The following is a 20,777-nucleotide window of genomic DNA, read 5'->3' as shown; positions in this document are numbered from 1 at the left end:
GCTAGTACCACCTGCTCTCTGGCGCAAGCCCCCATCGCCCTCGTGGCGGTGGGGGCTTCGTCGTCTCGCGGCCACTCGCTGCCGGGACTGATTTTCAGTGGCGTCCTAGTGCTGGACAGCGGGTCGAGACTGTCGCGAGAAGTCCGTAGCCTCGAGGCATGGCACACGCGCACGGCTCCGCCGCAGGACACGGGACGGGTGTCCGGCACCGGGGCCGGCTGGCGATGGTGCTGGCGATCGCCGTGACCGTGCTGGTCGCCGAAGCGGTCGTCGCGGTCCTCACCGGCAGCCTCGCGCTGCTCGCCGACGCCGGCCACATGCTGGGGGACTCCTTCGGCCTCGCCATGGCACTGGCTGCCATCACGGTCGCCCAACGTGGGGGAGGCGCCGGCTCACGCCGCACCTTCGGGTACCACCGCACGGAGGTGCTCGCCGCCGGCCTCAACGGACTCCTGCTGCTGGTGCTGGCAGGTTTCGTGGTCTGGAACGCGATCAGACGCTTCGGCTCGGACGTCGAGCTGGCCGCCACCCCGATCCTCGTCGTGGGTGCGATCGGCCTGGTGGCCAACATCATCGGCCTGCTGCTGCTGCGCCAGGGGTCGACCGAGAGCCTCAACGTGCGGGGCGCGTACCTGGAGGTCATGGGCGACGCGCTCGGATCGGTGGCCGTGCTCGTGTCGGCCGGCGTCATCGCCTTCACCGGCTGGGACCAGGCCGACGCCATCGCCTCGCTGGCCATCGCGGTGTTCATCGTCCCGCGAGCCCTGTCACTGCTGCGTGAGGTGGCCGAGGTGCTCCTGGAGTCCACGCCCCGCGACGTCGACCTGGTCGAGCTGCGCTCGCACATCCTCGGGATGGACGAGGTGCTCGACGTCCACGACCTGCACGTCTGGACCATCACGTCGGGGATGCCCGTCATGAGTGCGCACGTCGTCGTCGACGAGTCGGTCGCGCAGATGGGAGACGCCCACGACGTCCTCGACCGCCTGAAGGACTGCCTGGCCGACCACTTCGACGTGGAGCACTCGACCTTCCAGATCGAGCCGGCCGGCCACGAGCAGTCCGAGCCGCACATCCACCACTGACACACACCCACCACTGGCCCGCCCACGCACCAGTAACCCGAGGAGCACCATGAGCGATCCGAAGGCCGTCCTGGACGGCCCCGCCATCGAGGCGGCCGAGCTCGCCGACTGGCGCCCCCTGCTGGGCCGGCTCATGGCGCGCTTCCGCACCGGCGACTTCATGACCGGGCTGGAGCTGGTGCGGCGCACGGCGGAGGCAGCCGGGGCCGCCAACCACCACCCCGACCTGGAGCTGACGTACCCCACCGTCACGGTCAGGCTCTCGTCGCACGACGTCGGTGGCATCACCTCGCGTGACATCGAGCTCGCGCGAGCCATCTCCGAGATCGCTGCATCGGCCGGGGTCACCGCCGACACCGACAGCGTCGCCGTGCTCGAGCTGGCGCTCGACACCGACGACATCGAGGCGATCCGGCCGTTCTGGTCGGCCGTCCTCGGCATGGAGGCGGGGCAGTGGCCAGACGACCTCGTCGATCCGGTGGGGCAGGTTCCCACGCTGTGGTTCCAGCGAGTCGACGACGAGGACGGCTTCCGGGGCGTGCCCCCTGCCGACCGCGTGCCGCAGCGCTGGCACCTGGACCTGCGCGTGCCGCCGGAGGTGGTGCAGCCACGCATCGACGCGGCGCTCGCGGCCGGTGGCACCCTCGTCAGCGACGCCGAGGCCCCGAAGTTCTGGGTGCTGCAGGACCCCCAGGGCAACCAGGTGTGCCTCACGACGTGGCAGACCCGCACGCACGCCTGAGGCCGATTTGGTGTTCCCCCTGATCGTCTGACAGAATATTCAGGTTGCTCCGGCGCGGTCGCGGGGGCGTTGCGGTCAGGACTCACGCCTGGCCATCATGTGGCGCCGAACCTGAGACCGGGCTCGATCCGTTCAGCGGGTCCAACCACCCAACTCGAGAAAAGTGTGACGCACGCGCGTGTTCCGCGCTCCGACACGCCCGACCTCGGGATTCGGAGGCCCGGAGCCATGATCGGCCCGGATTCCACCGGTACGACCTCACGCAAGCGAAGAAAAGGACATCAGAGCATGGCGGGACAGAAGATCCGTATCCGGCTCAAGGCCTACGACCACGAAGTCATCGACTCCTCGGCGCGCAAGATCGTCGACACGGTGACCCGTACGGGCGCCAAGGTCGCGGGCCCGGTGCCGTTGCCCACCGAGAAGAACGTGTTCTGTGTGATCCGTTCGCCCCACAAGTACAAGGACAGCCGCGAGCACTTCGAGATGCGCACCCACAAGCGGCTCATCGACATCATCGACCCCACGCCGAAGACCGTCGACTCGCTCATGCGACTCGACCTTCCGGCGGGCGTCGACATCGAGATCAAGCTCTGAGGAAGGACGCCACCATGAGCAGCAGTTCACCCGCCTCTGGCGGATCTTCCAGCACTGTCACCGCGCGCGGCCTCCTCGGTCGCAAGCTCGGCATGACCCAGGTCTGGAACGACGAGAACCTCGTCGTGCCCGTCACGGTCATCGCCGCCGACACCAACGTCGTCACCCAGATCCGCACGCAGGAGACCGACGGCTACTCCGCCGTCCAGATCGGCTTCGGCGAGATCGACGGACGCAAGGTCAACAAGCCCGCTTCGGGCCACTTCGCCAAGGCCGGCGTCACGCCGCGCCGCCACATGGTCGAGATCCGCACCGAGCAGATCGCCGACTACACGCTGGGCCAGGAGATCTCCCCGGAGATCTTCGCCGCCGGTGACGTCATCGACGTCACGGCCACCAGCAAGGGCAAGGGCTTCGCCGGTGTCATGAAGCGTCACGGCTTCCACGGTGTGGGCGCCTCGCACGGCGCGCACCGCAACCACCGCAAGCCCGGCTCCATCGGTGGCTGCGCCACCCCGGGTCGCGTCTTCAAGGGTCTGCGCATGGCCGGCCACATGGGAACCGACACGGTCACCACGCAGAACCTCACGATCCACGCCGTCGACGTCGAGAAGGGCGTGATCCTGGTCAAGGGCGCCGTGCCCGGGCCCAAGGGCGCCCTCGTCGTCATCCGCACCTCGGCCAAGAAGCCGAGCTCGAACGCCGCCATGAAGGGGGCCTGACGATGACGAAGACCGTTGACGTCGACCTGCCGGTCGACATCTTCGACGCCCAGACCAACATCCCGTTGATCCACCAGGTCGTCGTGGCCCAGCTGGCCGCAGCCCGCCAGGGCACGCACAGCGTCAAGTCGCGCGGCGAGGTGTCCGGCGGTGGCAAGAAGCCGTACCGCCAGAAGGGCACCGGTCGCGCCCGCCAGGGCTCGATCCGCGCACCGCAGTACAACGGCGGTGGCATCGTCCACGGCCCCGTGCCGCGCTCCTACGACCAGCGCACCCCCAAGAAGATGAAGGCCGCAGCCCTGCGCGGTGCCCTCTCGGACCGGGTGCGTTCGGGTCGCCTGCACGTGGTCGACTCGCTGGTCGGTGGCGACGCGCCGTCGACCAAGGCCGCGATCGCTGCCATCCGCGAGCTGACGCCGCGCCCCCGCGCGCTGGTCGTCGTCACGTTCGAGGACACCGCCACGACGCTGAGCCTGCGCAACGCAGCCGGCATCGAGACGCTGACCTTCGACCAGCTCAACACCTACGACGTGCTGCGCAGCGACGACGTGATCTTCACCCAGGCCGCGTTCGACGCCTTCGTCGCCGCGCGTTCGGCCGAGGGAGTCGACACGGTCAAGCTGAGCAAGGCTGCCACCGAGGTCTCGGCCGCGGACGCCAAGCCGGCCGCCAAGAAGGCACCCGCCAAGAAGGCGCCGGCCAAGAAGGCGCCGGCCAAGACGGCAGCCGAGAAGCCCGCCGCGGTCGTCGACGCTCCCGCCGACGAGGCCGCACCGGCCGTCGAGGGCGCGACCAAGACCCAGCCGTATGGCCCGGGGTCCAAGGCGCCGCTCAAGAGCGGCAACGCTCCCAAGGGCTTCGACGTCAAGGGCAACGAGGACTCGATGAAGTACCACCTGCCCGACGGCCAGTGGTACGACGCCACGGTCGCCGAGGTCTGGTTCGACAGTGCCGAGACCGCTGAGGCCGCTGGCTTCACGCAGGCTGGAGGAGACAAGTGAGCACGATCCACAAGGACCACCGCGACGTGCTGATCGCCCCCGTGGTCAGCGAGAAGAGCTACGGCCTGCTCGAGGACAACAAGTACACGTTCGTCGTGCACCCCGACGCCAACAAGACCGAGATCAAGATCGCGGTCGAGAAGATCTTCAGCGTCAAGGTCACCTCGGTGAACACGCTCACCCGCAAGGGCAAGACGCGGCGTACGCGCACCGGCACGGGCAAGCGCAAGGACGTCAAGCGCGCCATCGTCAGCGTCGCTCCCGGGCAGAGCATCGACATCTTCTCGAGCCCGAGCTGACACGGACTAGTTGAGGACTGAGCAGACATGGCTATTCGCAAGTACAAGCCGACCACCCCGGGCCGTCGCGGCTCGAGCGTGGCGGACTTCGCCGAGATCACCCGGACCACGCCGGAGAAGTCGTTGGTCGAGCCGTTGCCCAAGAAGGGTGGCCGCAACAACCAGGGACGCATCACCACCCGTCACCAGGGCGGTGGACACAAGCGCGCGTACCGGATCATCGACTTCCGTCGCTACGACAAGGACGGCGTGCCGGCCAAGGTCGCGCACATCGAGTACGACCCCAACCGCACCGCTCGCATCGCGCTGCTGCACTACGCAGACGGCGAGAAGCGCTACATCCTCGCGCCCGACGGCATCCGTCAGGGCCAGGCTGTCGAGGCCGGCGTCGGGTCGGACATCAAGATCGGCAACAACCTGCCCCTGCGCAACATCCCGGTCGGCACCGTCGTGCACGCCGTGGAGCTGCGTCCCGGTGGCGGCGCCAAGATGGGCCGTTCCGCCGGCGCTCGTGTGCAGCTCGTCGCCAAGGAGGGCTCGCGCGCACAGCTGCGACTGCCGTCCGGCGAGATGCGCTACGTCGACGTTCGCTGCCGCGCCAGCATCGGCGAGGTCGGCAACGCCGAGCAGTCCAACATCAACTGGGGCAAGGCCGGTCGCAACCGCTGGAAGGGCAAGCGCCCGACCGTGCGTGGCGTGGCCATGAACCCGGTCGACCACCCGCACGGCGGTGGTGAGGGCAAGACGTCCGGTGGACGTCACCCCGTCTCCCCGTGGGGCAAGCCGGAAGGCCGCACGCGCAAGCGCAAGGCCAGCGACCAGATGATCGTCCGCCGCCGCAAGTCCGGCCGCTGATAAGGGATTGGTAAACACATGCCTCGCAGTTTGAAGAAGGGCCCGTTCGTTGACGGGCACCTCGAGAAGAAGGTCGACGTCCAGAACGACGCCGGCACCCACACCGTGATCAAGACCTGGTCGCGTCGCTCGATGATCCTGCCGTCCTTCATCGGACACACGATCGCCGTGCACGACGGCCGCAAGCACGTCCCGGTCTTCATCACCGACTCGATGGTCGGGCACAAGCTCGGCGAGTTCGCGCCCACCAAGACGTTCAAGGGCCACGAGAAGGACGACCGGAAGGCGAAGCGTCGATGAGTGCAGCCACCCGCGAGAACATCAGCGCCCGCCGCGAGCGCCTGCTGGGCGAGGAGCCCGGCGCCTTCGCCGTCGCGCGCTTCGTGCGCATCACGCCGCAGAAGGCCCGCCGTGTCGGTGACCTCATCCGTGGCGAGTCGGTCGACACCGCGCTGGCGATCCTGCAGTTCGCACCGCAGGCCGCGTCCGAGCAGTTCTACAAGCTGGTCGACAGCGCCGCCGCCAACGCCGAGTCCACCGAGGACCTCGACCGCGGCAGCCTGGTCGTCACCACCGTCCACGTGGACGAGGGTCCGACCATGAAGCGCTGGCGCCCGCGCGCCAAGGGTGCGGCCAACCGCATCCTCAAGCGCACCAGCCACCTCACGGTGGTCGTCCAGCCGGCCGACGTCGTCGAGGGCAAGCGACTCGCCGCAGCCAGCAAGAACACCAAGAAGAAGGGCGGGGCCCGATAGTGGGACAGAAGATCAACCCGCACGGGTTCCGACTCGGCATCTCCACCGACCACAAGAGCCGTTGGTACGCCGACAAGCTCTACTCCAGCTACGTGGGCGAGGACGTCAAGATCCGTCGCATGCTCACCAAGGGCATGGATCGCGCCGGCATCAGCCGCGTGGAGATCGAGCGCACCCGTGACCGGGTCCGCGTCGACATCCACACCGCGCGTCCGGGCATCGTCATCGGCCGCCGCGGCGCCGAGGCCGACCGCATCCGCGGCGACCTCGAGAAGCTCACCGGCAAGCAGGTGCAGCTGAACATCCTCGAGGTCAAGAACCCCGAGATGGATGCGCAGCTGGTCGCCCAGGGCGTCGCCGAGCAGCTCTCCGGTCGCGTGCAGTTCCGTCGCGCCATGCGCAAGGCGATGCAGACCACCATGCGTTCGGGTGCCCAGGGCATCCGGATCCAGTGCTCGGGCCGCCTCGGTGGCGCCGAGATGAGCCGTTCGGAGTTCTACCGCGAGGGCCGTGTGCCCCTGCACACGCTCCGTGCCGACGTCGACTACGGCTTCTACGAGGCCAAGACGACCTTCGGTCGCATCGGCGTCAAGGTCTGGATCTACAAGGGCGAGGTCGCCGGCACCCGCGCTGAGCGCGAGGCCGAGGCCGCCAAGCGCGCTGCTGCCCCCGGCAGCAACCGTCGCCCCGCCCGTGGCGGCCGTGACGGCGCCGCGCGTCGTCCCGAGCGTCCCGCCCGTGATGCTGCCGAGTCGGCTCCCGCCGAGTCAGCAGCGCCCGCCACCGAGAACGCCGCAGCCCCCGTGGCCGCGGCCGCCGCTCCCGAAGGAGGGCAGAGCTGATGCTGATGCCTCGTAGGGTCAAGTACCGCAAGCAGCACCACCCCACGCGCCGCGGCGCGGCCAAGGGCGGCACGCAGCTGGCGTTCGGCGAGTACGGCATCCAGGCGCTCACGCCTGCGTACGTCACCAACCGTCAGATCGAGTCCGCTCGTATCGCCATGACGCGTCACATCAAGCGTGGCGGCAAGGTCTGGATCAACATCTACCCGGACCGCCCCCTCACCAAGAAGCCCGCCGAGACCCGCATGGGTTCGGGCAAGGGCTCGCCGGAGTGGTGGGTCGCCAACGTCAAGCCGGGCCGCGTCATGTTCGAGCTCTCGGGCGTGGACGAGGACGTCGCTCGCGAGGCCATGCGCCGCGCGATCCACAAGCTGCCGATGAAGGCTCGCTTCATCAGCCGCGAGACCGAAGGGGGCTTCTGATGGCTGCACACACCACCGCCGCAGAGCTGCGCGCCGTCGACGCGACCTCCCTGGAGGAGAAGCTGCGCGAGGCCAAGGAAGAGCTGTTCAACCTGCGCTTCCAGAACGCCACCGGGCAGCTCGACAACACCGCGCGACTGCGCGCGGTCCGCAAGGACATCGCCCGCATCTACACCGTGATGCGCGAGCGCGAAGCTCGGCATCATCGAGGGGGCCGACGCATGAGCACGAAGGACGAGAACGTGACCGAAGGCGCAACCGAGCGCAGCGCGCGCAAGGTCCGCGAGGGCCTTGTCGTCAGCGACAAGATGCAGAAGACCGTCGTGGTCAACGTCGAGGAGCGCTTCAAGCACGCGCTCTACGGCAAGGTGCTGCGACGCAACATCAAGCTCAAGGCCCACGACGAGGCCAACGACGCCGGTGTCGGCGACCGTGTCCTGATCATGGAGACGCGTCCGCTGTCGGCCACCAAGCGGTGGCGCGTCGTGCAGATCCTCGAGAAGGCGAAGTAGGAGACCGATGATCCAGCAGGAGTCGCGACTCAAGGTCGCCGACAACACCGGTGCGAAGGAGATCCTCTGCATCCGGGTGCTCGGCGGCTCCGGTCGGCGCTACGCCGGCATCGGCGACACGATCGTCGCCACCGTCAAGGACGCCATCCCCGGCGGCAACGTCAAGAAGGGGGAGGTCGTCAAGGCTGTCATCGTGCGCACCGTCAAGGAGCGCCGTCGTCCCGATGGCTCGTACATCAAGTTCGACGAGAACGCAGCCGTGATCCTCAAGGCCGACGGAGACCCGCGCGGAACGCGCATCTTCGGTCCCGTGGGCCGCGAACTGCGCGACAAGAAGTTCATGCGCATCATTTCTCTCGCACCGGAGGTGCTCTGACATGGCCCGCAAGGCAGCATCTGTCAGCATCAAGAAGGGCGACCAGGTCAAGGTCATCGCCGGCAAGGACAAGGGAGTGACCGGAGCGGTCCTCGACGTCTTCGCCGACGCCGGCCGGGTCGTGGTCGAGGGCGTCAACCGCGTCCAGCGTCACACCAAGTCGGCCCAGGCCGGCGGCGCCGGCACCGGCGGCATCATCACCAGTGAGGCGCCCATCCACATCTCGAACGTCATGCTGCTGGCCGGCAAGGAGCCCACCCGGGTGTCCTTCCGCCGCGACGACGTCACCAAGTCGCGGCCCGACGGCAGCACCTACGCCGCGAAGCGCAGCGTCCGCGTCGCCAAGAGCACCGGAAAGGAGATCTGACATGGCTGACACCGCTACAGACATCCCGCGTCTGAAGGCCAAGTACCGCGAGGAGATCCTCCCGGCTCTGCACGAGCAGTTCGGCTACGGGAACATCATGCAGGTTCCCGGCCTGACCAAGATCGTCGTCAACATGGGCGTCGGCGAGGCAGCTCGCGACGGCAAGCTGATCGAGGGCGCCATCCGCGACCTCACCGCGATCACCGGCCAGAAGCCGCAGGTCACCAAGGCTCGCAAGTCCATCGCCCAGTTCAAGCTGCGTGAGGGCATGCCGATCGGCACCCACGTCACGCTGCGTGGCGATCGCATGTGGGAGTTCCTCGACCGTCTGCTGACGCTCGCGCTGCCTCGCATCCGCGACTTCCGTGGTCTGTCGCCCAAGCAGTTCGACGGACGTGGCAACTACACGTTCGGTCTGACCGAGCAGGTCATGTTCCACGAGATCGACCAGGACAAGATCGACCGCTCGCGCGGCATGGACATCACGGTGGTCACCACGGCCACCTCCGACGACGAGGGACGCGCGCTGCTCAAGCTGCTCGGCTTCCCCTACGCCGAGAAGTAAGGGAGATCCGACATGGCGAAGACTGGTCTGAAGATCAAGGCGGCCCGCAAGCCCAAGTTCGCAGTGCGTGGGTACACGCGCTGCCAGCGGTGCGGTCGCTCGCAGTCCGTGTACCGCAAGTTCGGCCTGTGCCGCATCTGCCTGCGCGAGATGGCGCACCGCGGAGAGCTGCCCGGCGTGACCAAGAGCTCTTGGTGACCACCACTTCATCACAACCGTCGAAGGTCCGGCTCCCGGAAACCACGACAGGAATGGAATCACAGCAATGACCATGACCGATCCGATCGCAGACATGCTCACGCGTGTCCGCAACGGCAACCAGGCGTACCACGACTCGGTGTCGATGCCGTACTCCAAGCTCAAGGCCGGCGTCGCCGAGATCCTCAAGCAGGAGGGCTACATCACCGAGATCGCCGTGGCCGAGCCGGCCGAGGGCGAGGTCAGCAAGACGCTGACCATCACCCTCAAGTACGGCCCGCACCGCGAGCGCTCCATCGCCGGCATCCGCCGCATCAGCAAGCCGGGTCTTCGCGTCTACGCGAAGTCGACCGCGCTGCCCAAGGTGCTCGGCGGGCTCGGCGTCGCCATCATCTCGACCAGCCAGGGTCTGCTCACGGACCGTCAGGCCAACCAGAAGGGCGTGGGTGGGGAAGTCCTCGCCTACGTCTGGTAGGAGGATCTGATGTCACGCATTGGCAAGTACCCCGTCACGGTGCCCGCGGGCGTCGAGGTCACCATCGAGGGCCAGGACGTTCGCGTCAAGGGCCCCAAGGGTGAGCTGGCGCTGACCGTCGCCGAGCCGATCACCGTCCGCAAGGACGAGGACGGCGCACTGGCGGTCGAGCGTCCCAACGACGAGCGCAAGAGCAAGGCGCTGCACGGCCTGTCGCGCACCCTCATCAACAACATGGTCATCGGTGTCACCGAGGGCTATGAGAAGAAGCTCGAGATCGTCGGCGTCGGCTACCGCGTCGCCGCCAAGGGCCCCACGGCCCTGGAGTTCGCTCTCGGCTTCAGCCACCCGGTCCCGGTCGAGGCGCCCGAAGGCGTCACGTTCGCGGTCGAGTCGCCCACCAAGTTCTCGGTCATCGGCATCGACAAGCAGGCCGTCGGTGAGGTTGCCGCCAACATCCGCAAGATCCGCAAGCCCGAGCCCTACAAGGGCAAGGGCGTGCGCTACGCCGGCGAGCACGTCCGTCGCAAGGTCGGAAAGGCTGGTAAGTAGCCCATGGCTATCTCGATCAGGCACAACAAGAGCACCAAGGGTCGTACCGCGTCGCGTGCGCGTCGCCAGATCCGTGGTCGCAAGAAGATCCAGGGCTCGGCTGAGCGTCCCCGTCTCGTGGTGACGCGGTCCAGCAAGCACATGGTCGCCCAGGTGGTCGACGATCTCGAGGGCCGCACGCTGGTCTCGGCGTCGACCATGGAGGCCGACCTGCGCAGCGACGCCGGCGACAAGACCGCCAAGGCCAAGAAGGTCGGCGAGCTCGTGGCCGACCGCGCCAAGGCCGCCGGCATCGCCACCGTCGTGTTCGACCGTGCGGGCAACAAGTACGCCGGTCGCGTCGCAGCCGTCGCCGACGGTGCTCGCGAGGGTGGACTGGAGTTCTGATGATGACCAAGACCATTAACCAAAGGAGTGCCGCATGAGCGGGCAGCAGCGCCGCGGAGGCGGCGGCGGACGCGGACGTGGAAACGACCGCGGCGCCGAGAAGTCGAACTACATCGAGAAGGTCGTCACGATCAACCGTGTCGCCAAGGTCGTCAAGGGTGGCCGTCGCTTCAGCTTCACCGCCCTGGTGATCGTCGGTGACGGCGACGGACAGGTCGGCATCGGCTACGGCAAGGCCAAGGAAGTTCCCACGGCCATCTCCAAGGGTGTCGAGGAGGCGAAGAAGTCCTTCTTCCGCGTTCCCCGCATCCAGGGCACCATCCCGCACCCCGTGCAGGGTGAGAAGGCCGCCGGCGTCGTGTTCCTGCGCCCGGCCTCGCCCGGTACCGGCGTCATCGCCGGTGGTCCGGTGCGCGCCGTGCTGGAGGCCGCTGGCATCCACGACGTGCTGAGCAAGTCGCTCGGCTCGTCGAACGCGATCAACATCGTCCACGCCACGGTCGAGGCGCTCCGCATGCTGGAGTCGCCCGAGATGGTGGCGCAGCGTCGTGGCCTGACCGTCGAGGAGGTCGCCCCGGCGGCTCTGCTCAAGGCCGGCGCCCAGGGCATCGCCGACGCCAAGGCCGAGGCTGCCGCCGAGCTGGACACCGCCGGAGCGGGGGCATCGCGATGACGAAGCTCCAGGTGACCCAGACCCGTTCCGGGATCGGTCGCAAGCAGAACCAGCGTGACACCCTGCGCTCGCTGGGTCTCAAGCGCATCGGCGACGTCGTCGTCAAGGAAGATCGTCCCGAGATCCGCGGCATGGTCGAGGCCATCCCGCACCTCGTGGACGTCACGGAGGTTGACTGACATGACACTCAAGCTGCACCATCTGCGTCCCGCCCCGGGAGCCAAGACCGCCAAGACCCGTGTGGGTCGCGGTGAGGGCTCCAAGGGCAAGACCGCCGGTCGTGGCACCAAGGGCACCAAGGCTCGTTACCAGGTGCCCGCGGGCTTCGAGGGTGGCCAGACGCCCATCCACATGCGCCTGCCGAAGCTGAAGGGGTTCAAGAACCCGTTCCGCGTCGAGTACCAGGTCGTGAACCTCGACCGCATCGAGTCGCTGTTCCCGAAGGGCGGCGACATCGACGTCGACGCCCTCGTGGCCCACGGGGCGGTCCGCAAGGGCCAGCCCGTCAAGGTCCTCGGCCAGGGAGACATCTCGGTCAAGGTCCAGGTCACGGCCGACAAGTTCTCGGACTCGGCTCGCACCAAGATCGAAGCGGCTGGCGGCTCGGTCACCGAGCTGTGAGCCAGCAGCACTGACGCAGCGGCGGGGTCCTCGTTTCGAGGAGCCCGCCGTTCTGCGCGGCTGTTAGAGTCACTTCGGCGGGTTCACCCGTCGACACCCCGTACCGCCAGCAGACATCTCGCCCCATCTTCGGGAGGAACCCCGGTGCTCACCGCCTTCGCGCAAGCGTTCAGGACACCTGACCTGCGCAGGAAACTGCTGTTCGTGCTGGGCGTCATCGTCCTGTTCCGCATCGGGTCGTCCACTCCCGCGCCGGGCATCGACTTCGGCAACGTGCGTCAGTGCCTCACCCAGGCGACGTCGGGCGACAACAGCAGCCTGTTCTCGCTGATCAACGTGTTCTCCGGCGGCGCCCTGCTGCAGCTGACCGTGTTCGCGCTGGGCATCATGCCCTACATCACCGCCAGCATCATCTTGCAGCTGCTCGTCGTGGTCATCCCACGACTCGAGGCGCTCAAGAAGGAGGGCCAGGCGGGCCAGACCAAGATCACGCAGTACACCCGCTACCTGACGCTGGGCCTGGCGGTCCTGCAGGCCACCGGCATCGTCGCGCTGGCACGCAGCGGCAACCTGTTCGGCGGCTCGTGCAACCTCGACCTCCTGTACAACCCCAGCAGCATCCCGTCGTTCCTGCTGATCATCATCACGATGGTCGCCGGCACCGCCGTCATCATGTGGCTGGGCGAGCTGATCACCGATCGCGGCATCGGCAACGGCATGTCGATCCTGATCTTCACGCAGGTCGTCGCCACCTTCCCCGGCTCGCTGTGGCTGATCCGCGAGCAGAAGGGCTGGGCCACCTTCTTGATGGTCGTGGCCGTCGGCCTGGTGGTCATCGCCGGCGTCATCTTCATCGAGCAGGCGCAGCGCCGCATCCCGGTGCAGTACGCCAAGCGCATGGTGGGGCGTCGCATGTTCGGCGGCTCCACCACCTACATCCCGCTCAAGGTCAACCAGGCCGGCATCATCCCGGTCATCTTCGCGTCGAGCCTGCTGTACCTGCCGGCGCTGCTGGCGCAGTTCAATCCGGACGCGTTCTACACGCCGTTCATCAACGACCACTTCGTGCGCGGTGACCACCCGTACTACATGCTCACCTTCTTCGCGCTGATCGTGTTCTTCACGTACTTCTACGTGTCGATCACCTTCAACCCCGAGGAGGTCGCCGACAACATGCGCAAGTACGGCGGCTTCATCCCGGGCATCCGGGCGGGCCGGCCCACCCAGGACTACCTGGCGTACGTGCTGAGCCGCATCACCGCTCCCGGCGCGCTCTACCTCGGCTTCATCGCGCTCATCCCGATGATCGCGGTGGCGTTGCTCAACGCCAACCAGAACTTCCCGTTCGGTGGCACCACGCTGCTGATCATCGTCGGCGTCGGCCTCGACACCGTCAAGCAGATCGAGAGCCAGCTGCAGCAGCGCAACTACGAAGGATTCCTGCGCTGATGAGACTGCTGATCATGGGCCCGCCGGGCGCGGGCAAGGGCACCCAGGCCGTCTCGCTCGCGGAGCGGGTCGGCGGTGCGCACATCTCCACGGGCGACATCTTCCGCGCCAACGTGAAGGACCAGACCGAGCTGGGCGTCGAGGCACAGCGCTACATGGACGCCGGCGAGTACGTGCCCGACGAGGTCACCAACGCCATGGTGCGCGACCGGCTGGCCCAGGACGATGCGCGCGACGCCTTCATCCTGGACGGCTACCCGCGCACCCTCGACCAGGTCTCCACGCTCGACCAGATCCTGGCCGATCTCGGCACCCGACTCGACGGTGTCGTCGAGCTGGTCGTGGATCCCGAGGAGCTGATCCAGCGCCTGCTCAAGCGCGCGGAGACCAGCGGTCGTGCCGACGACACCGAGGACGTCATCCGGCACCGCCAGGAGGTCTACACCGCCGAGACCGCGCCGTTGCTGGACGTGTACGGCCAGCGCGGCCTGCTGATGCAGGTCGACGGTGTCGGCGAGGTCGCCGAGGTGTCAGCCCGCATCGCCGACGCCCTGCCCGGCTGACCTGCGGTCGCCGGCAGCATCGTGTTCCGCGAGCGCATCGAGCTGAAGACACCCGACCAGATCGCGGTCATGCGCCGCGCCGGCCTGGTGGTCGCGGCCACGTTGCAGGCGGTGCATGAGCACGCGGCAGTCGGCGTCTCGACACGCGAGCTGGACCGGATCGCCCGCGAGTCTCTCGCCGCACACGGGGCGACCTCGAACTTCTTGGACTACGGAGCCGACGCGGCCGGCCAGGGGGGCTTTCGCGGCGTCATCTGCACCTCGGTCAACGACGAGGTCGTGCACGGCGTCCCGGGGGACCGGGTGCTGCGCGACGGCGACCTGGTCTCGATCGACTGCGGTGCGGTCGTCGACGGTTGGCACGGCGACGCGGCCATCTCGTTCAGCATCGGCACGCCCTCGCCGGAGGACACCGAGCTGATCGACGTCACCGAGTCGGCCCTGTGGGCGGGAATCGCCGCGGCTCGCCTGGGCGGTCGGATCGGCGACATCAGCAGTGCGATCGAGTCCGCGGTGCTGGCGGCCGGCTCCTACGGCATCGCCGAAGGTCTTACCGGGCACGGGATCGGCACCCAGATGCACCAGCCGCCGTGGGTGCCCAACGTGGCCGCCGGGCGCCGCACCGCACGGCTCGTGCCGGGTCTGGTGCTGGCGGTCGAACCGATGGTTTGCCTGGGCACGTCGCGCAATCGCACCCTCGCGGACGGCTGGACGATGGTCACCGCGGATGGTCGCCGTGCGGCCCACGTGGAGCACACCTTCACCCTCACCGAGACCGGCGCGTGGGTGCTCACCGCGGAGGACGGTGGGCGTGCCCGCCTGGCCGAGTTGGGTGTTCCGTACGGCGGTCCGTCGTGAGACTGCTGCTGGTGGCTCTGGTCGCGGCCGTCGTCGCCGCGTGCGGCGGGTCGTCGGCGGCCACGCCCGAGGACGGCATGCGGGCCTTTCTCGAAGCAGCAGCCGACGGCGACTGCGAGGCGGTACGGACCCTCAGCGTCACGCCGTCCGAGCTGGACTGCGCCACGGTGGACGGACTGCAGCAGCTGGTCGGGGGCCTGGACGCGGACGCGATCGAGCTCAGGACGAAGACCGGCACGTCGGCGGTCGTGCACGTCACCTTCACGTCCGGCGACAGCGACTTCGAGATGGAGCAGGTCGACGGCGTCTGGAAGGTCGTCGTCGACTCACCGGCCTGAGAGTCAGGGCGTCCAGTGGCGGGAGGTCTGCGAGGTCTTCGCGACCGACGACGTGCCGCCGTAGGACATGCGGTACGTCCTGGTGCCGGCCTTGATCCCGGTGAGCGTCACGGTGGCGCGTCCCGAACGGATCTTCGCGGTCGTGGTCCGGCCGTCGCCGTAGCTGATCGTCACGGTGCCGCCGGGAGCCGTGACCCCGGTGGCCTTCACGGCGAGGGCGAAGGTGATCGTGCCGCGACTGCGTCGAAGGACGGTCGAGGTGAGCGACGACCGCACCTTGACCGGACCCACGACGGTCGTGGCGGAGGTCGACGTGGTGTACCCGGCCGCCGAGCGGATGACCTTGACCGTGATGCGTCGCTTCAGGTCGTCCGTGGTGAGCTTGCGCTTCAGCGACGACGCACCCGGGATGATCGTGCCGTCGCGATACCAGCGGACCGTCGTGGTGACGACGGACGGTGCGCTGATCGAGCCCGTCGTGGCGGTCAGGGTCGAACCCACCAGCGGCGTCCCGGTCAGTGTCGGCTTGCGGCTGACGACGATCCGGCCTGATCCCACCTCCCCGCTGGGAGCGGTCAGAGCGGTCGCCGAGGAGTATCCCGGTCGGGTCGCGGTGACCTTCACCCGGAGCGTGGATCCGCGGTCGTAGCGCGTGGGGGTGTAGGTGGACGAGACGGCGCCGGGGATCGGCTGGCCGTCGAGCAACCACTGGTACGCGAAGGTCGGGGTCGCCGACCAGGTGCCGGGCTGGACGGTCAGCGGTGCGCCGACGGCTGCCGTCGAGGCGATGGACGGGGCGGTGCGGGCCGTCAAGGCGTTGCGCGTCACCGTGATCTTCGCGCTGGTCACCGAGCGCGGCGCGTACCCGGGGCGGGCGCCCGTGGTGGTCACGGTCACCGACTTGCCCACGTGCGCTGCGGCGGGGGAGAAGGTCGACGACGTGGCGGAGGCGACGGGCTGGCCGTCGACGTTCCACTGGTAGCTGGTGGTGCTGGCGTCGGGCAGCCAGCGTGCCGCCACAGCGGTCAACGGTTCGTCGACCCGGCCGCTGCCGGACAGCTGAGGCGGGGCGCCCGGCGCCAGGGTGCCGGGCTGGACCGGTACGGGTGCGGTGGTCAGGGTGGATGACTTCAGCCCGGTCTGGGTCGCGGTGACCGAGAGCGTCAGTGCGGTCCCGACCAGGTTGGACGGGGGCGTGAACGACGCGGCCGTGGCGCCCGTGACGGGCTTGCCGTCGGCGTTCCACTGATAGCTGATCTTGGCCGTGGTCGGGGACCACGTGCCCGCCGTCGAGGTGATCGCGGTGTCGACCGTGGCGGTGCTGCCGACGATCGCCGGAGCCTTCGTGCTGGTCACCGCGCTCTGGGGGTCCTTGAAGTGGATGAAGCCGTCAGGCCAGCCCGAGCCGCTCTTGGTGATCTTGCGCCAGTCGAAGGCGCCGGACCAGTTCGACTCCGAGACCCACACCTCCGAGCTCGACACGACCTTCTCCACGTAGGCGACGTGGTTCTTGCCGCTCGGACGCCCCCACCAGGCGATGGACCCGACGGCGGGCCGTGCGTCGGTGACCGATGCCATGGCGACGCCCCAGTCGCGTGCGTTGCCGACGCCGGGCTGCGGGCGCTTGGTCGACATCTTGTTCGTCGTGATCAGGCGGTAGGCGGCGTAGTTCGTGCAGTTCGTGCCGGTGTACATCGCCCAGTAGCTCGTGCCCTGCTTCGCCGAGTAGCCGTAGTTGCTGTAGCCCTTGGACTGGCAGGACGAGTAGCCGGTGCAGATCACCGAGTACGCCGCATCGGCCCTGGTGACCGGTGTCAGCAGGGCGGCGAGGAGCAGCGCGAGAAGGAGCGCTCGAGAGCGACGCATCCGATCAGGTTACGTGAACGGAGTGGTTTGTGAGGCAAAAGTGACGAATGGTTCGTCAGCGGTGACGCTCCATGGTGCAGCACTTGACGCTGCCGCCGGACTTGAGGAACTCCGAGAGATCGACCGGCACCGGCACGTAGCCGCGGGCCTGCAGCTGGCCGGCGAAGTCGCGAGCCGCTGCCGGGAGCACCACGTGCAGCCCGTCGCTGACCGCGTTGAGCCCGAGCACGAGGGCGTCGGCCTCGCTGACGATCGTGGCGTCGGGGAACAGGTCGCGCAGGGTGCGGCGGCTGTGCCGGCTGAAGGCGCCGGGGAAGTAGGCGATGTCGGCCGCAGCGTCGCCGTTGCCGTCGTCGAGGACGGCGAGGGCGGTGTCGAGGTGGTAGAAGCGCGGATCGACCAGCTCGAGCGAGACCACCGGGCGGTCGAGCACGGCCGCCGCCTCGATGTGGGCGTCGAGGCTGGTGCGAAAGCCCGTGCCGGCCAGGATCATCGAGCCGAGCGCCAGGAAGTCGCCCTCGCCCTCGTTGGTGAACGACGGATCCGTCACCGCGACACCCTCGGACCGCAGGAAGTCCGCGAATCCGGCGGCCTCGGCGGCGCGCTCGGCGAAGGTGAACCGTGCCCCGTAGGCGCGGTCGCCCACGACCAGGCCGCCGTTCGCGGCGAACACCATGTCGGGCTGACCCGGCATCGGCGGCACGAGGTCGACGCGGTGGCCCAGGCTCAGGTACGTCTGGCGAAGCACGTCCCACTGCGACGTGGCCCTGGCGCGGTTGACGGGGACCGAGGTGTCCATCCACGGATTGATCGCGTACTCGACGGTGAAGTGGTCCGGGGCGCACATGGCGTAGTGGCGGGTGCGGGCCGAGCGGGTGCCGGCGGTGCGGACGCGGGTGTCGAGAACGGTCAAGGGTGCCTCCTGGCAGGTCTGGGGCCTGTAGTCGATGGTAGGCCGGTCAGGCGTCATTTCACGAAGCCGAAACCGCCACTCCATCATCGATTTCTTGCGCAGATCGACACCTGGCGGCGAATTCTTGCGACGATGAGGCCATGGACGACATCGATCGCCGAATCATCACCACGTTGCTCGAGGACGGCCGCGCCAGCTACGCCGCCATCGGCGACCAGGTGGGGCTGTCGGCTCCCGCGGTCAAGCGGCGGGTGGACCGACTCGTCTCCGACGGTGTGATCAGCGGGTTCACCGCCGTGCTCGATCCGGACGCGATGGGGTGGACCACGGAGGCCTACGTGGAGGTGCACTGCCAGGGCACCATCTCCCCGGCCGAGCTCAAGGCGGCGTTCCAGCGCGTGCCCGAGGTGCACGCGGCCGCCACGGTCTCGGGTCAGGCCGACGCCATCTTGCGCATCGTGGCCCGCGACGTCCGCGACCTCGAGCAGGCGCTGGAGCGGGTGCGCGTCGAGGTGGCCAACGTCGACCACACCAACACCGCCATCGTGCTGAGCCGGCTCATCGACCGCCCGTGAGCTGCATCGCGAGGCCGGCCACGATTTGAGTATGGCGGGGCGTTTGCCTAGAATGATGAGTCGGCCGATTCGGTCCACATTCTCCTGCTCCACGGGCTTCGTCATCGAAGCGGGTCAGGCGTGTGCCGAGTCACCGCACCAGCGAAGCAACCGAAGAAGAGGTCATGGCGAAAAAAGAAGGCGTCATCGAGATGGAAGGTGCCGTAGTCGAGGCACTGCCCAACGCGATGTTCCGCGTCGAGCTGCAGAACGGGCACAAGGTGCTCGCTCACATCAGCGGCAAGATGCGTCAGCACTACATCCGGATCCTCCCCGAGGACCGGGTCGTGGTCGAAGCTCTCGCCGTACGACCTCAGCCGCGGTCGCATCGTGTATCGCTACAAGTGAGTGAGCTTGCGAGCGGACAATTCCATACAGCACCATCCACGCGTTCATCACAAAGAGAGCTTCGTACATGAAGGTCAACCCGAGCGTGAAGAAGATCTGTGACAACTGCAAGGTGATTCGTCGCCACGGCCGCGTCATGGTGATCTGCAACAGCAACCCGCGGCACAAGCAGCGTCAGGGCTGACGCAGAGCCTCTTCACCCAGCACCACTGAACATCTGATCGCTCCCGCACCAGCAGCACTCGGTGCGGGTCACCCCCGGAGCGTAGGCCGGGGCCCGACTCCGGATCGCAGACGATCCGGGAGGCAGTCGGGATGCCTCAGGTGCCACACCTCGCCGAACGGAAGGAACTGCCTCCATGGCACGCCTCGTTGGAGTCGACCTCCCGCGCGACAAGCGCGTTGAGATCGCTCTCACCTATGTTTTCGGGATCGGTCGCACCCGCGCCCTCCAGACCCTCGCCGCCACCGGCATCAGCCCGGACAAGCGCGTCCACGAGCTCGACGACACCGACCTCGTCGCGCTGCGTGATCACATCGAGGCGAACTACCAGACCGAGGGCGACCTGCGTCGCGAGGTCACGGCAGACATTCGCCGCAAGATGGAGATCGGCAGCTACCAGGGTCGCCGTCACCGGGCCCACCTGCCCGTCCGCGGTCAGCGCACCAAGACCAACGCGCGCACCCGCAAGGGCCCCAAGCGCACCGTCTCCGGAAAGAAGAAGTGATCTAGATGCCTCCGAAGAGCGCTGGCGCCAAGAAGGTGCGCCGCAAGGAGAAGAAGAACGTCGTTCAGGGCGAAGCCCACATCAAGAGCACGTTCAACAACACGCACGTCACCATCACCGATCCGTCCGGCGCGGTCATCGCCTGGGCGTCGGGTGGCACCGTCGGCTTCAAGGGTTCGCGCAAGTCGACCCCGTACGCCGCCGGCATGGCTGCCGAGGCCGCCGGCCGTCAGGCCATGGACCACGGCATGAAGAAGGTCGACGTCTTCGTCAAGGGCCCCGGTTCGGGCCGCGAGACGGCGATCCGTTCGCTGAGCGGCGTCGGCCTCGAGGTCGGCACCATCTCTGACGTCACCCCCAGCCCGCACAACGGCTGCCGCCCCCCGAAGCACCGGAGGCTCTGACCCATGGCTCGTTACACCGGACCCCTCACCAAGAAGTCGCGCCGCCTCGGCGTCGACCTCGTCGGCGGCGACGCTGCCTTCGAGAAGCGTCCCTACCCTCCCGGACAGCACGGCCGTGTCCGGATCAAGGAGTCGGAGTACCGCACCCAGCTGCACGAGAAGCAGAAGGCGCGCTACACCTACGGCGTCCTAGAGAAGCAGTTCCGCAAGTACTACGAGCACGCCTCGCGTCGTCCCGGCAAGACCGGTGACAACCTGCTGATCGCGCTCGAGAGCCGCCTGGACAACGTGGTGTACCGCTCGGGCCTGGCCCGCACGCGTCGTCACGCCCGCCAGCTGGTGTCCCACGGACACTTCCTGGTCAACGGCGTCAAGACGAACATCCCGTCGTTCCAGGTCAGCAAGCACGACATCATAGACGTCAAGCCCAAGTCGCTGGAGACCACGCCGTTCATCGTGGCGCGTGAGACCCACGACCAGGACTCGGTGCCCGGCTGGATGGACGTCTCGCCCGAGCGCGGTCGCATCCTCGTGCACAGCCAGCCCGTCCGCGAGCAGATCACCGTTCCGATCCAGGAGCAGCTGATCGTGGAGTTCTACTCCAAGATCTGATCCGCCCGCACCATCATTCACGCAGCACCATGACCCGG

33 protein-coding genes and 2 pseudogenes are annotated in these 20,777 nt (G+C 68.0%); 33 read left to right on the top strand and 2 right to left on the bottom strand.

What is annotated here, in order from left to right:
• The first annotated feature begins 158 nt into the window (after positions 1-158).
• The 27 genes and pseudogenes from AC0L5F_RS07235 to AC0L5F_RS07105 all read left to right on the top strand — a co-directional run bounded on the left by AC0L5F_RS07235 (position 159) and on the right by AC0L5F_RS07105 (position 15,254).
• Positions 159-1,085, top strand: coding sequence for a cation diffusion facilitator family transporter (locus AC0L5F_RS07235; protein ID WP_473315943.1), 927 nt, complete (start codon positions 159-161; stop codon positions 1,083-1,085).
• A gap of 49 nt (positions 1,086-1,134) precedes the next feature.
• Complete coding sequence (locus tag AC0L5F_RS07230) at positions 1,135-1,827, top strand: VOC family protein (RefSeq protein WP_473315942.1); 693 nt, start codon at positions 1,135-1,137, stop codon at positions 1,825-1,827.
• A 288-nt stretch (positions 1,828-2,115) separates the two neighbouring features.
• Entirely contained in the window at positions 2,116-2,424 is a 309-nt protein-coding gene (rpsJ, locus tag AC0L5F_RS07225) for a 30S ribosomal protein S10 (RefSeq protein ID WP_012923688.1), read from the top strand.
• Positions 2,425-2,438: 14 nt separating this feature from the next.
• A complete protein-coding gene (gene rplC / locus AC0L5F_RS07220) occupies positions 2,439-3,146 on the top strand; it encodes a 50S ribosomal protein L3 (RefSeq protein ID WP_473315941.1) in 708 nt (235 codons plus the stop codon).
• A complete protein-coding gene (gene rplD, locus AC0L5F_RS07215) occupies positions 3,143-4,147 on the top strand; it encodes a 50S ribosomal protein L4, sunset domain variant (RefSeq protein WP_473316165.1) in 1,005 nt (334 codons plus the stop codon). The genes rplC and rplD overlap by 4 nt, the downstream gene beginning before the upstream one ends.
• Positions 4,144-4,446, top strand: coding sequence for a 50S ribosomal protein L23 (gene rplW / locus AC0L5F_RS07210; protein ID WP_473315940.1), 303 nt, complete (start codon positions 4,144-4,146; stop codon positions 4,444-4,446). The genes rplD and rplW overlap by 4 nt, the downstream gene beginning before the upstream one ends.
• 27 nt (positions 4,447-4,473) lie before the next feature.
• On the top strand, positions 4,474-5,301 hold the full coding sequence (rplB, locus tag AC0L5F_RS07205; protein WP_473315939.1) for a 50S ribosomal protein L2: 828 nt from the start codon (positions 4,474-4,476) through the stop codon (positions 5,299-5,301).
• An 18-nt stretch (positions 5,302-5,319) separates the two neighbouring features.
• Positions 5,320-5,601: a 30S ribosomal protein S19 gene (gene rpsS / locus AC0L5F_RS07200; protein ID WP_473315938.1), complete on the top strand. Its 282-nt coding sequence runs from the start codon at positions 5,320-5,322 to the stop codon at positions 5,599-5,601.
• The gene (rplV, locus tag AC0L5F_RS07195) at positions 5,598-6,056 is read left to right on the top strand and encodes a 50S ribosomal protein L22 (RefSeq protein WP_473315937.1); all 459 of its coding nucleotides are present in this window, start codon (positions 5,598-5,600) and stop codon (positions 6,054-6,056) included. Before rpsS ends, rplV begins: the two co-directional genes overlap by 4 nt.
• Positions 6,056-6,898, top strand: a complete 843-nt coding sequence (gene rpsC / locus AC0L5F_RS07190; protein ID WP_473315936.1) for a 30S ribosomal protein S3 — start codon at positions 6,056-6,058, stop codon at positions 6,896-6,898. Before rplV ends, rpsC begins: the two co-directional genes overlap by 1 nt.
• Positions 6,898-7,320 carry a 50S ribosomal protein L16 gene (rplP, locus tag AC0L5F_RS07185; RefSeq protein ID WP_473315935.1) on the top strand — a complete coding sequence of 141 codons (423 nt, stop codon included), beginning with the start codon at positions 6,898-6,900 and terminating at the stop codon, positions 7,318-7,320. Before rpsC ends, rplP begins: the two co-directional genes overlap by 1 nt.
• Positions 7,320-7,545 (top strand): annotated as a pseudogene (gene rpmC, locus AC0L5F_RS07180) (50S ribosomal protein L29). Before rplP ends, rpmC begins: the two are co-directional and overlap by 1 nt.
• A 17-nt stretch (positions 7,546-7,562) precedes the next feature.
• Complete coding sequence (rpsQ, locus tag AC0L5F_RS07175; protein ID WP_473316164.1) at positions 7,563-7,832, top strand: 30S ribosomal protein S17; 270 nt, start codon at positions 7,563-7,565, stop codon at positions 7,830-7,832.
• Between the two features lie 7 nt (positions 7,833-7,839).
• A complete protein-coding gene (gene rplN, locus AC0L5F_RS07170) occupies positions 7,840-8,208 on the top strand; it encodes a 50S ribosomal protein L14 (RefSeq protein WP_473315934.1) in 369 nt (122 codons plus the stop codon).
• Position 8,209: 1 nt separating this feature from the next.
• Positions 8,210-8,575 carry a 50S ribosomal protein L24 gene (gene rplX, locus AC0L5F_RS07165; protein WP_473315933.1) on the top strand — a complete coding sequence of 122 codons (366 nt, stop codon included), beginning with the start codon at positions 8,210-8,212 and terminating at the stop codon, positions 8,573-8,575.
• 1 nt (position 8,576) lies between these two features.
• The gene (gene rplE, locus AC0L5F_RS07160) at positions 8,577-9,140 is read left to right on the top strand and encodes a 50S ribosomal protein L5 (RefSeq protein WP_473315932.1); all 564 of its coding nucleotides are present in this window, start codon (positions 8,577-8,579) and stop codon (positions 9,138-9,140) included.
• Positions 9,141-9,152: 12 nt separating this feature from the next.
• Positions 9,153-9,338 carry a type Z 30S ribosomal protein S14 gene (locus tag AC0L5F_RS07155; protein WP_473315931.1) on the top strand — a complete coding sequence of 62 codons (186 nt, stop codon included), beginning with the start codon at positions 9,153-9,155 and terminating at the stop codon, positions 9,336-9,338.
• A gap of 67 nt (positions 9,339-9,405) precedes the next feature.
• Entirely contained in the window at positions 9,406-9,813 is a 408-nt protein-coding gene (gene rpsH, locus AC0L5F_RS07150; RefSeq protein WP_473315930.1) for a 30S ribosomal protein S8, read from the top strand.
• A 9-nt stretch (positions 9,814-9,822) separates the two neighbouring features.
• On the top strand, positions 9,823-10,365 hold the full coding sequence (gene rplF, locus AC0L5F_RS07145) for a 50S ribosomal protein L6 (RefSeq protein ID WP_473315929.1): 543 nt from the start codon (positions 9,823-9,825) through the stop codon (positions 10,363-10,365).
• Between the two features lie 3 nt (positions 10,366-10,368).
• Entirely contained in the window at positions 10,369-10,752 is a 384-nt protein-coding gene (rplR, locus tag AC0L5F_RS07140) for a 50S ribosomal protein L18 (protein WP_473315928.1), read from the top strand.
• Between the two features lie 34 nt (positions 10,753-10,786).
• On the top strand, positions 10,787-11,425 hold the full coding sequence (gene rpsE, locus AC0L5F_RS07135) for a 30S ribosomal protein S5 (protein ID WP_473315927.1): 639 nt from the start codon (positions 10,787-10,789) through the stop codon (positions 11,423-11,425).
• Positions 11,422-11,604, top strand: coding sequence for a 50S ribosomal protein L30 (gene rpmD / locus AC0L5F_RS07130; RefSeq protein WP_473315926.1), 183 nt, complete (start codon positions 11,422-11,424; stop codon positions 11,602-11,604). Before rpsE ends, rpmD begins: the two co-directional genes overlap by 4 nt.
• A 1-nt stretch (position 11,605) precedes the next feature.
• Complete coding sequence (rplO, locus tag AC0L5F_RS07125) at positions 11,606-12,046, top strand: 50S ribosomal protein L15 (RefSeq protein WP_473315925.1); 441 nt, start codon at positions 11,606-11,608, stop codon at positions 12,044-12,046.
• A 144-nt stretch (positions 12,047-12,190) separates the two neighbouring features.
• The gene (gene secY, locus AC0L5F_RS07120) at positions 12,191-13,495 is read left to right on the top strand and encodes a preprotein translocase subunit SecY (RefSeq protein ID WP_473315924.1); all 1,305 of its coding nucleotides are present in this window, start codon (positions 12,191-12,193) and stop codon (positions 13,493-13,495) included.
• Positions 13,495-14,058 carry an adenylate kinase gene (locus tag AC0L5F_RS07115; protein WP_473315923.1) on the top strand — a complete coding sequence of 188 codons (564 nt, stop codon included), beginning with the start codon at positions 13,495-13,497 and terminating at the stop codon, positions 14,056-14,058. The genes secY and AC0L5F_RS07115 overlap by 1 nt, the downstream gene beginning before the upstream one ends.
• An 18-nt stretch (positions 14,059-14,076) precedes the next feature.
• Entirely contained in the window at positions 14,077-14,916 is an 840-nt protein-coding gene (gene map, locus AC0L5F_RS07110) for a type I methionyl aminopeptidase (protein WP_473316163.1), read from the top strand.
• On the top strand, positions 14,913-15,254 hold the full coding sequence (locus AC0L5F_RS07105) for a hypothetical protein (RefSeq protein ID WP_473315922.1): 342 nt from the start codon (positions 14,913-14,915) through the stop codon (positions 15,252-15,254). Before map ends, AC0L5F_RS07105 begins: the two co-directional genes overlap by 4 nt.
• Positions 15,255-15,257: 3 nt before the next feature.
• On the opposite strand, the gene AC0L5F_RS07100 is transcribed toward AC0L5F_RS07105, so the two are convergent.
• Both AC0L5F_RS07100 and ddaH read right to left on the bottom strand, forming a co-directional pair.
• Positions 15,258-17,120 (bottom strand): CHAP domain-containing protein, encoded by a 1,863-nt coding sequence (locus AC0L5F_RS07100; RefSeq protein WP_473315921.1) that lies wholly within the window; start codon positions 17,118-17,120, stop codon positions 15,258-15,260.
• A gap of 55 nt (positions 17,121-17,175) precedes the next feature.
• Positions 17,176-18,033 carry a dimethylargininase gene (gene ddaH / locus AC0L5F_RS07095; protein ID WP_473315920.1) on the bottom strand — a complete coding sequence of 286 codons (858 nt, stop codon included), beginning with the start codon at positions 18,031-18,033 and terminating at the stop codon, positions 17,176-17,178.
• Positions 18,034-18,173: 140 nt separating this feature from the next.
• Between ddaH and AC0L5F_RS07090 the strand changes: the two genes are divergently transcribed.
• The 6 genes and pseudogenes from AC0L5F_RS07090 (at position 18,174) to rpsD (ending at position 20,739) form a co-directional block, all read left to right on the top strand.
• Positions 18,174-18,608 carry an Lrp/AsnC family transcriptional regulator gene (locus AC0L5F_RS07090; RefSeq protein WP_473315919.1) on the top strand — a complete coding sequence of 145 codons (435 nt, stop codon included), beginning with the start codon at positions 18,174-18,176 and terminating at the stop codon, positions 18,606-18,608.
• Positions 18,609-18,772: 164 nt separating this feature from the next.
• Positions 18,773-18,995 (top strand): annotated as a pseudogene (infA, locus tag AC0L5F_RS07085) (translation initiation factor IF-1).
• Positions 18,996-19,062: 67 nt separating this feature from the next.
• Entirely contained in the window at positions 19,063-19,179 is a 117-nt protein-coding gene (gene rpmJ / locus AC0L5F_RS07080) for a 50S ribosomal protein L36 (protein ID WP_473315918.1), read from the top strand.
• Between the two features lie 175 nt (positions 19,180-19,354).
• The gene (rpsM, locus tag AC0L5F_RS07075) at positions 19,355-19,723 is read left to right on the top strand and encodes a 30S ribosomal protein S13 (protein ID WP_473315917.1); all 369 of its coding nucleotides are present in this window, start codon (positions 19,355-19,357) and stop codon (positions 19,721-19,723) included.
• 5 nt (positions 19,724-19,728) lie between these two features.
• The gene (gene rpsK / locus AC0L5F_RS07070; RefSeq protein WP_473315916.1) at positions 19,729-20,127 is read left to right on the top strand and encodes a 30S ribosomal protein S11; all 399 of its coding nucleotides are present in this window, start codon (positions 19,729-19,731) and stop codon (positions 20,125-20,127) included.
• Positions 20,128-20,130: 3 nt separating this feature from the next.
• The gene (rpsD, locus tag AC0L5F_RS07065; RefSeq protein ID WP_473315915.1) at positions 20,131-20,739 is read left to right on the top strand and encodes a 30S ribosomal protein S4; all 609 of its coding nucleotides are present in this window, start codon (positions 20,131-20,133) and stop codon (positions 20,737-20,739) included.
• Positions 20,740-20,777: the final 38 nt, after the last annotated feature.

Source organism: Aeromicrobium sp. 10G20-16 (assembly GCF_055809665.1).
The sequence above is the reverse complement of the archived record's forward strand: the minus strand, read 5'-3'. Positions and strand labels throughout refer to the sequence as shown.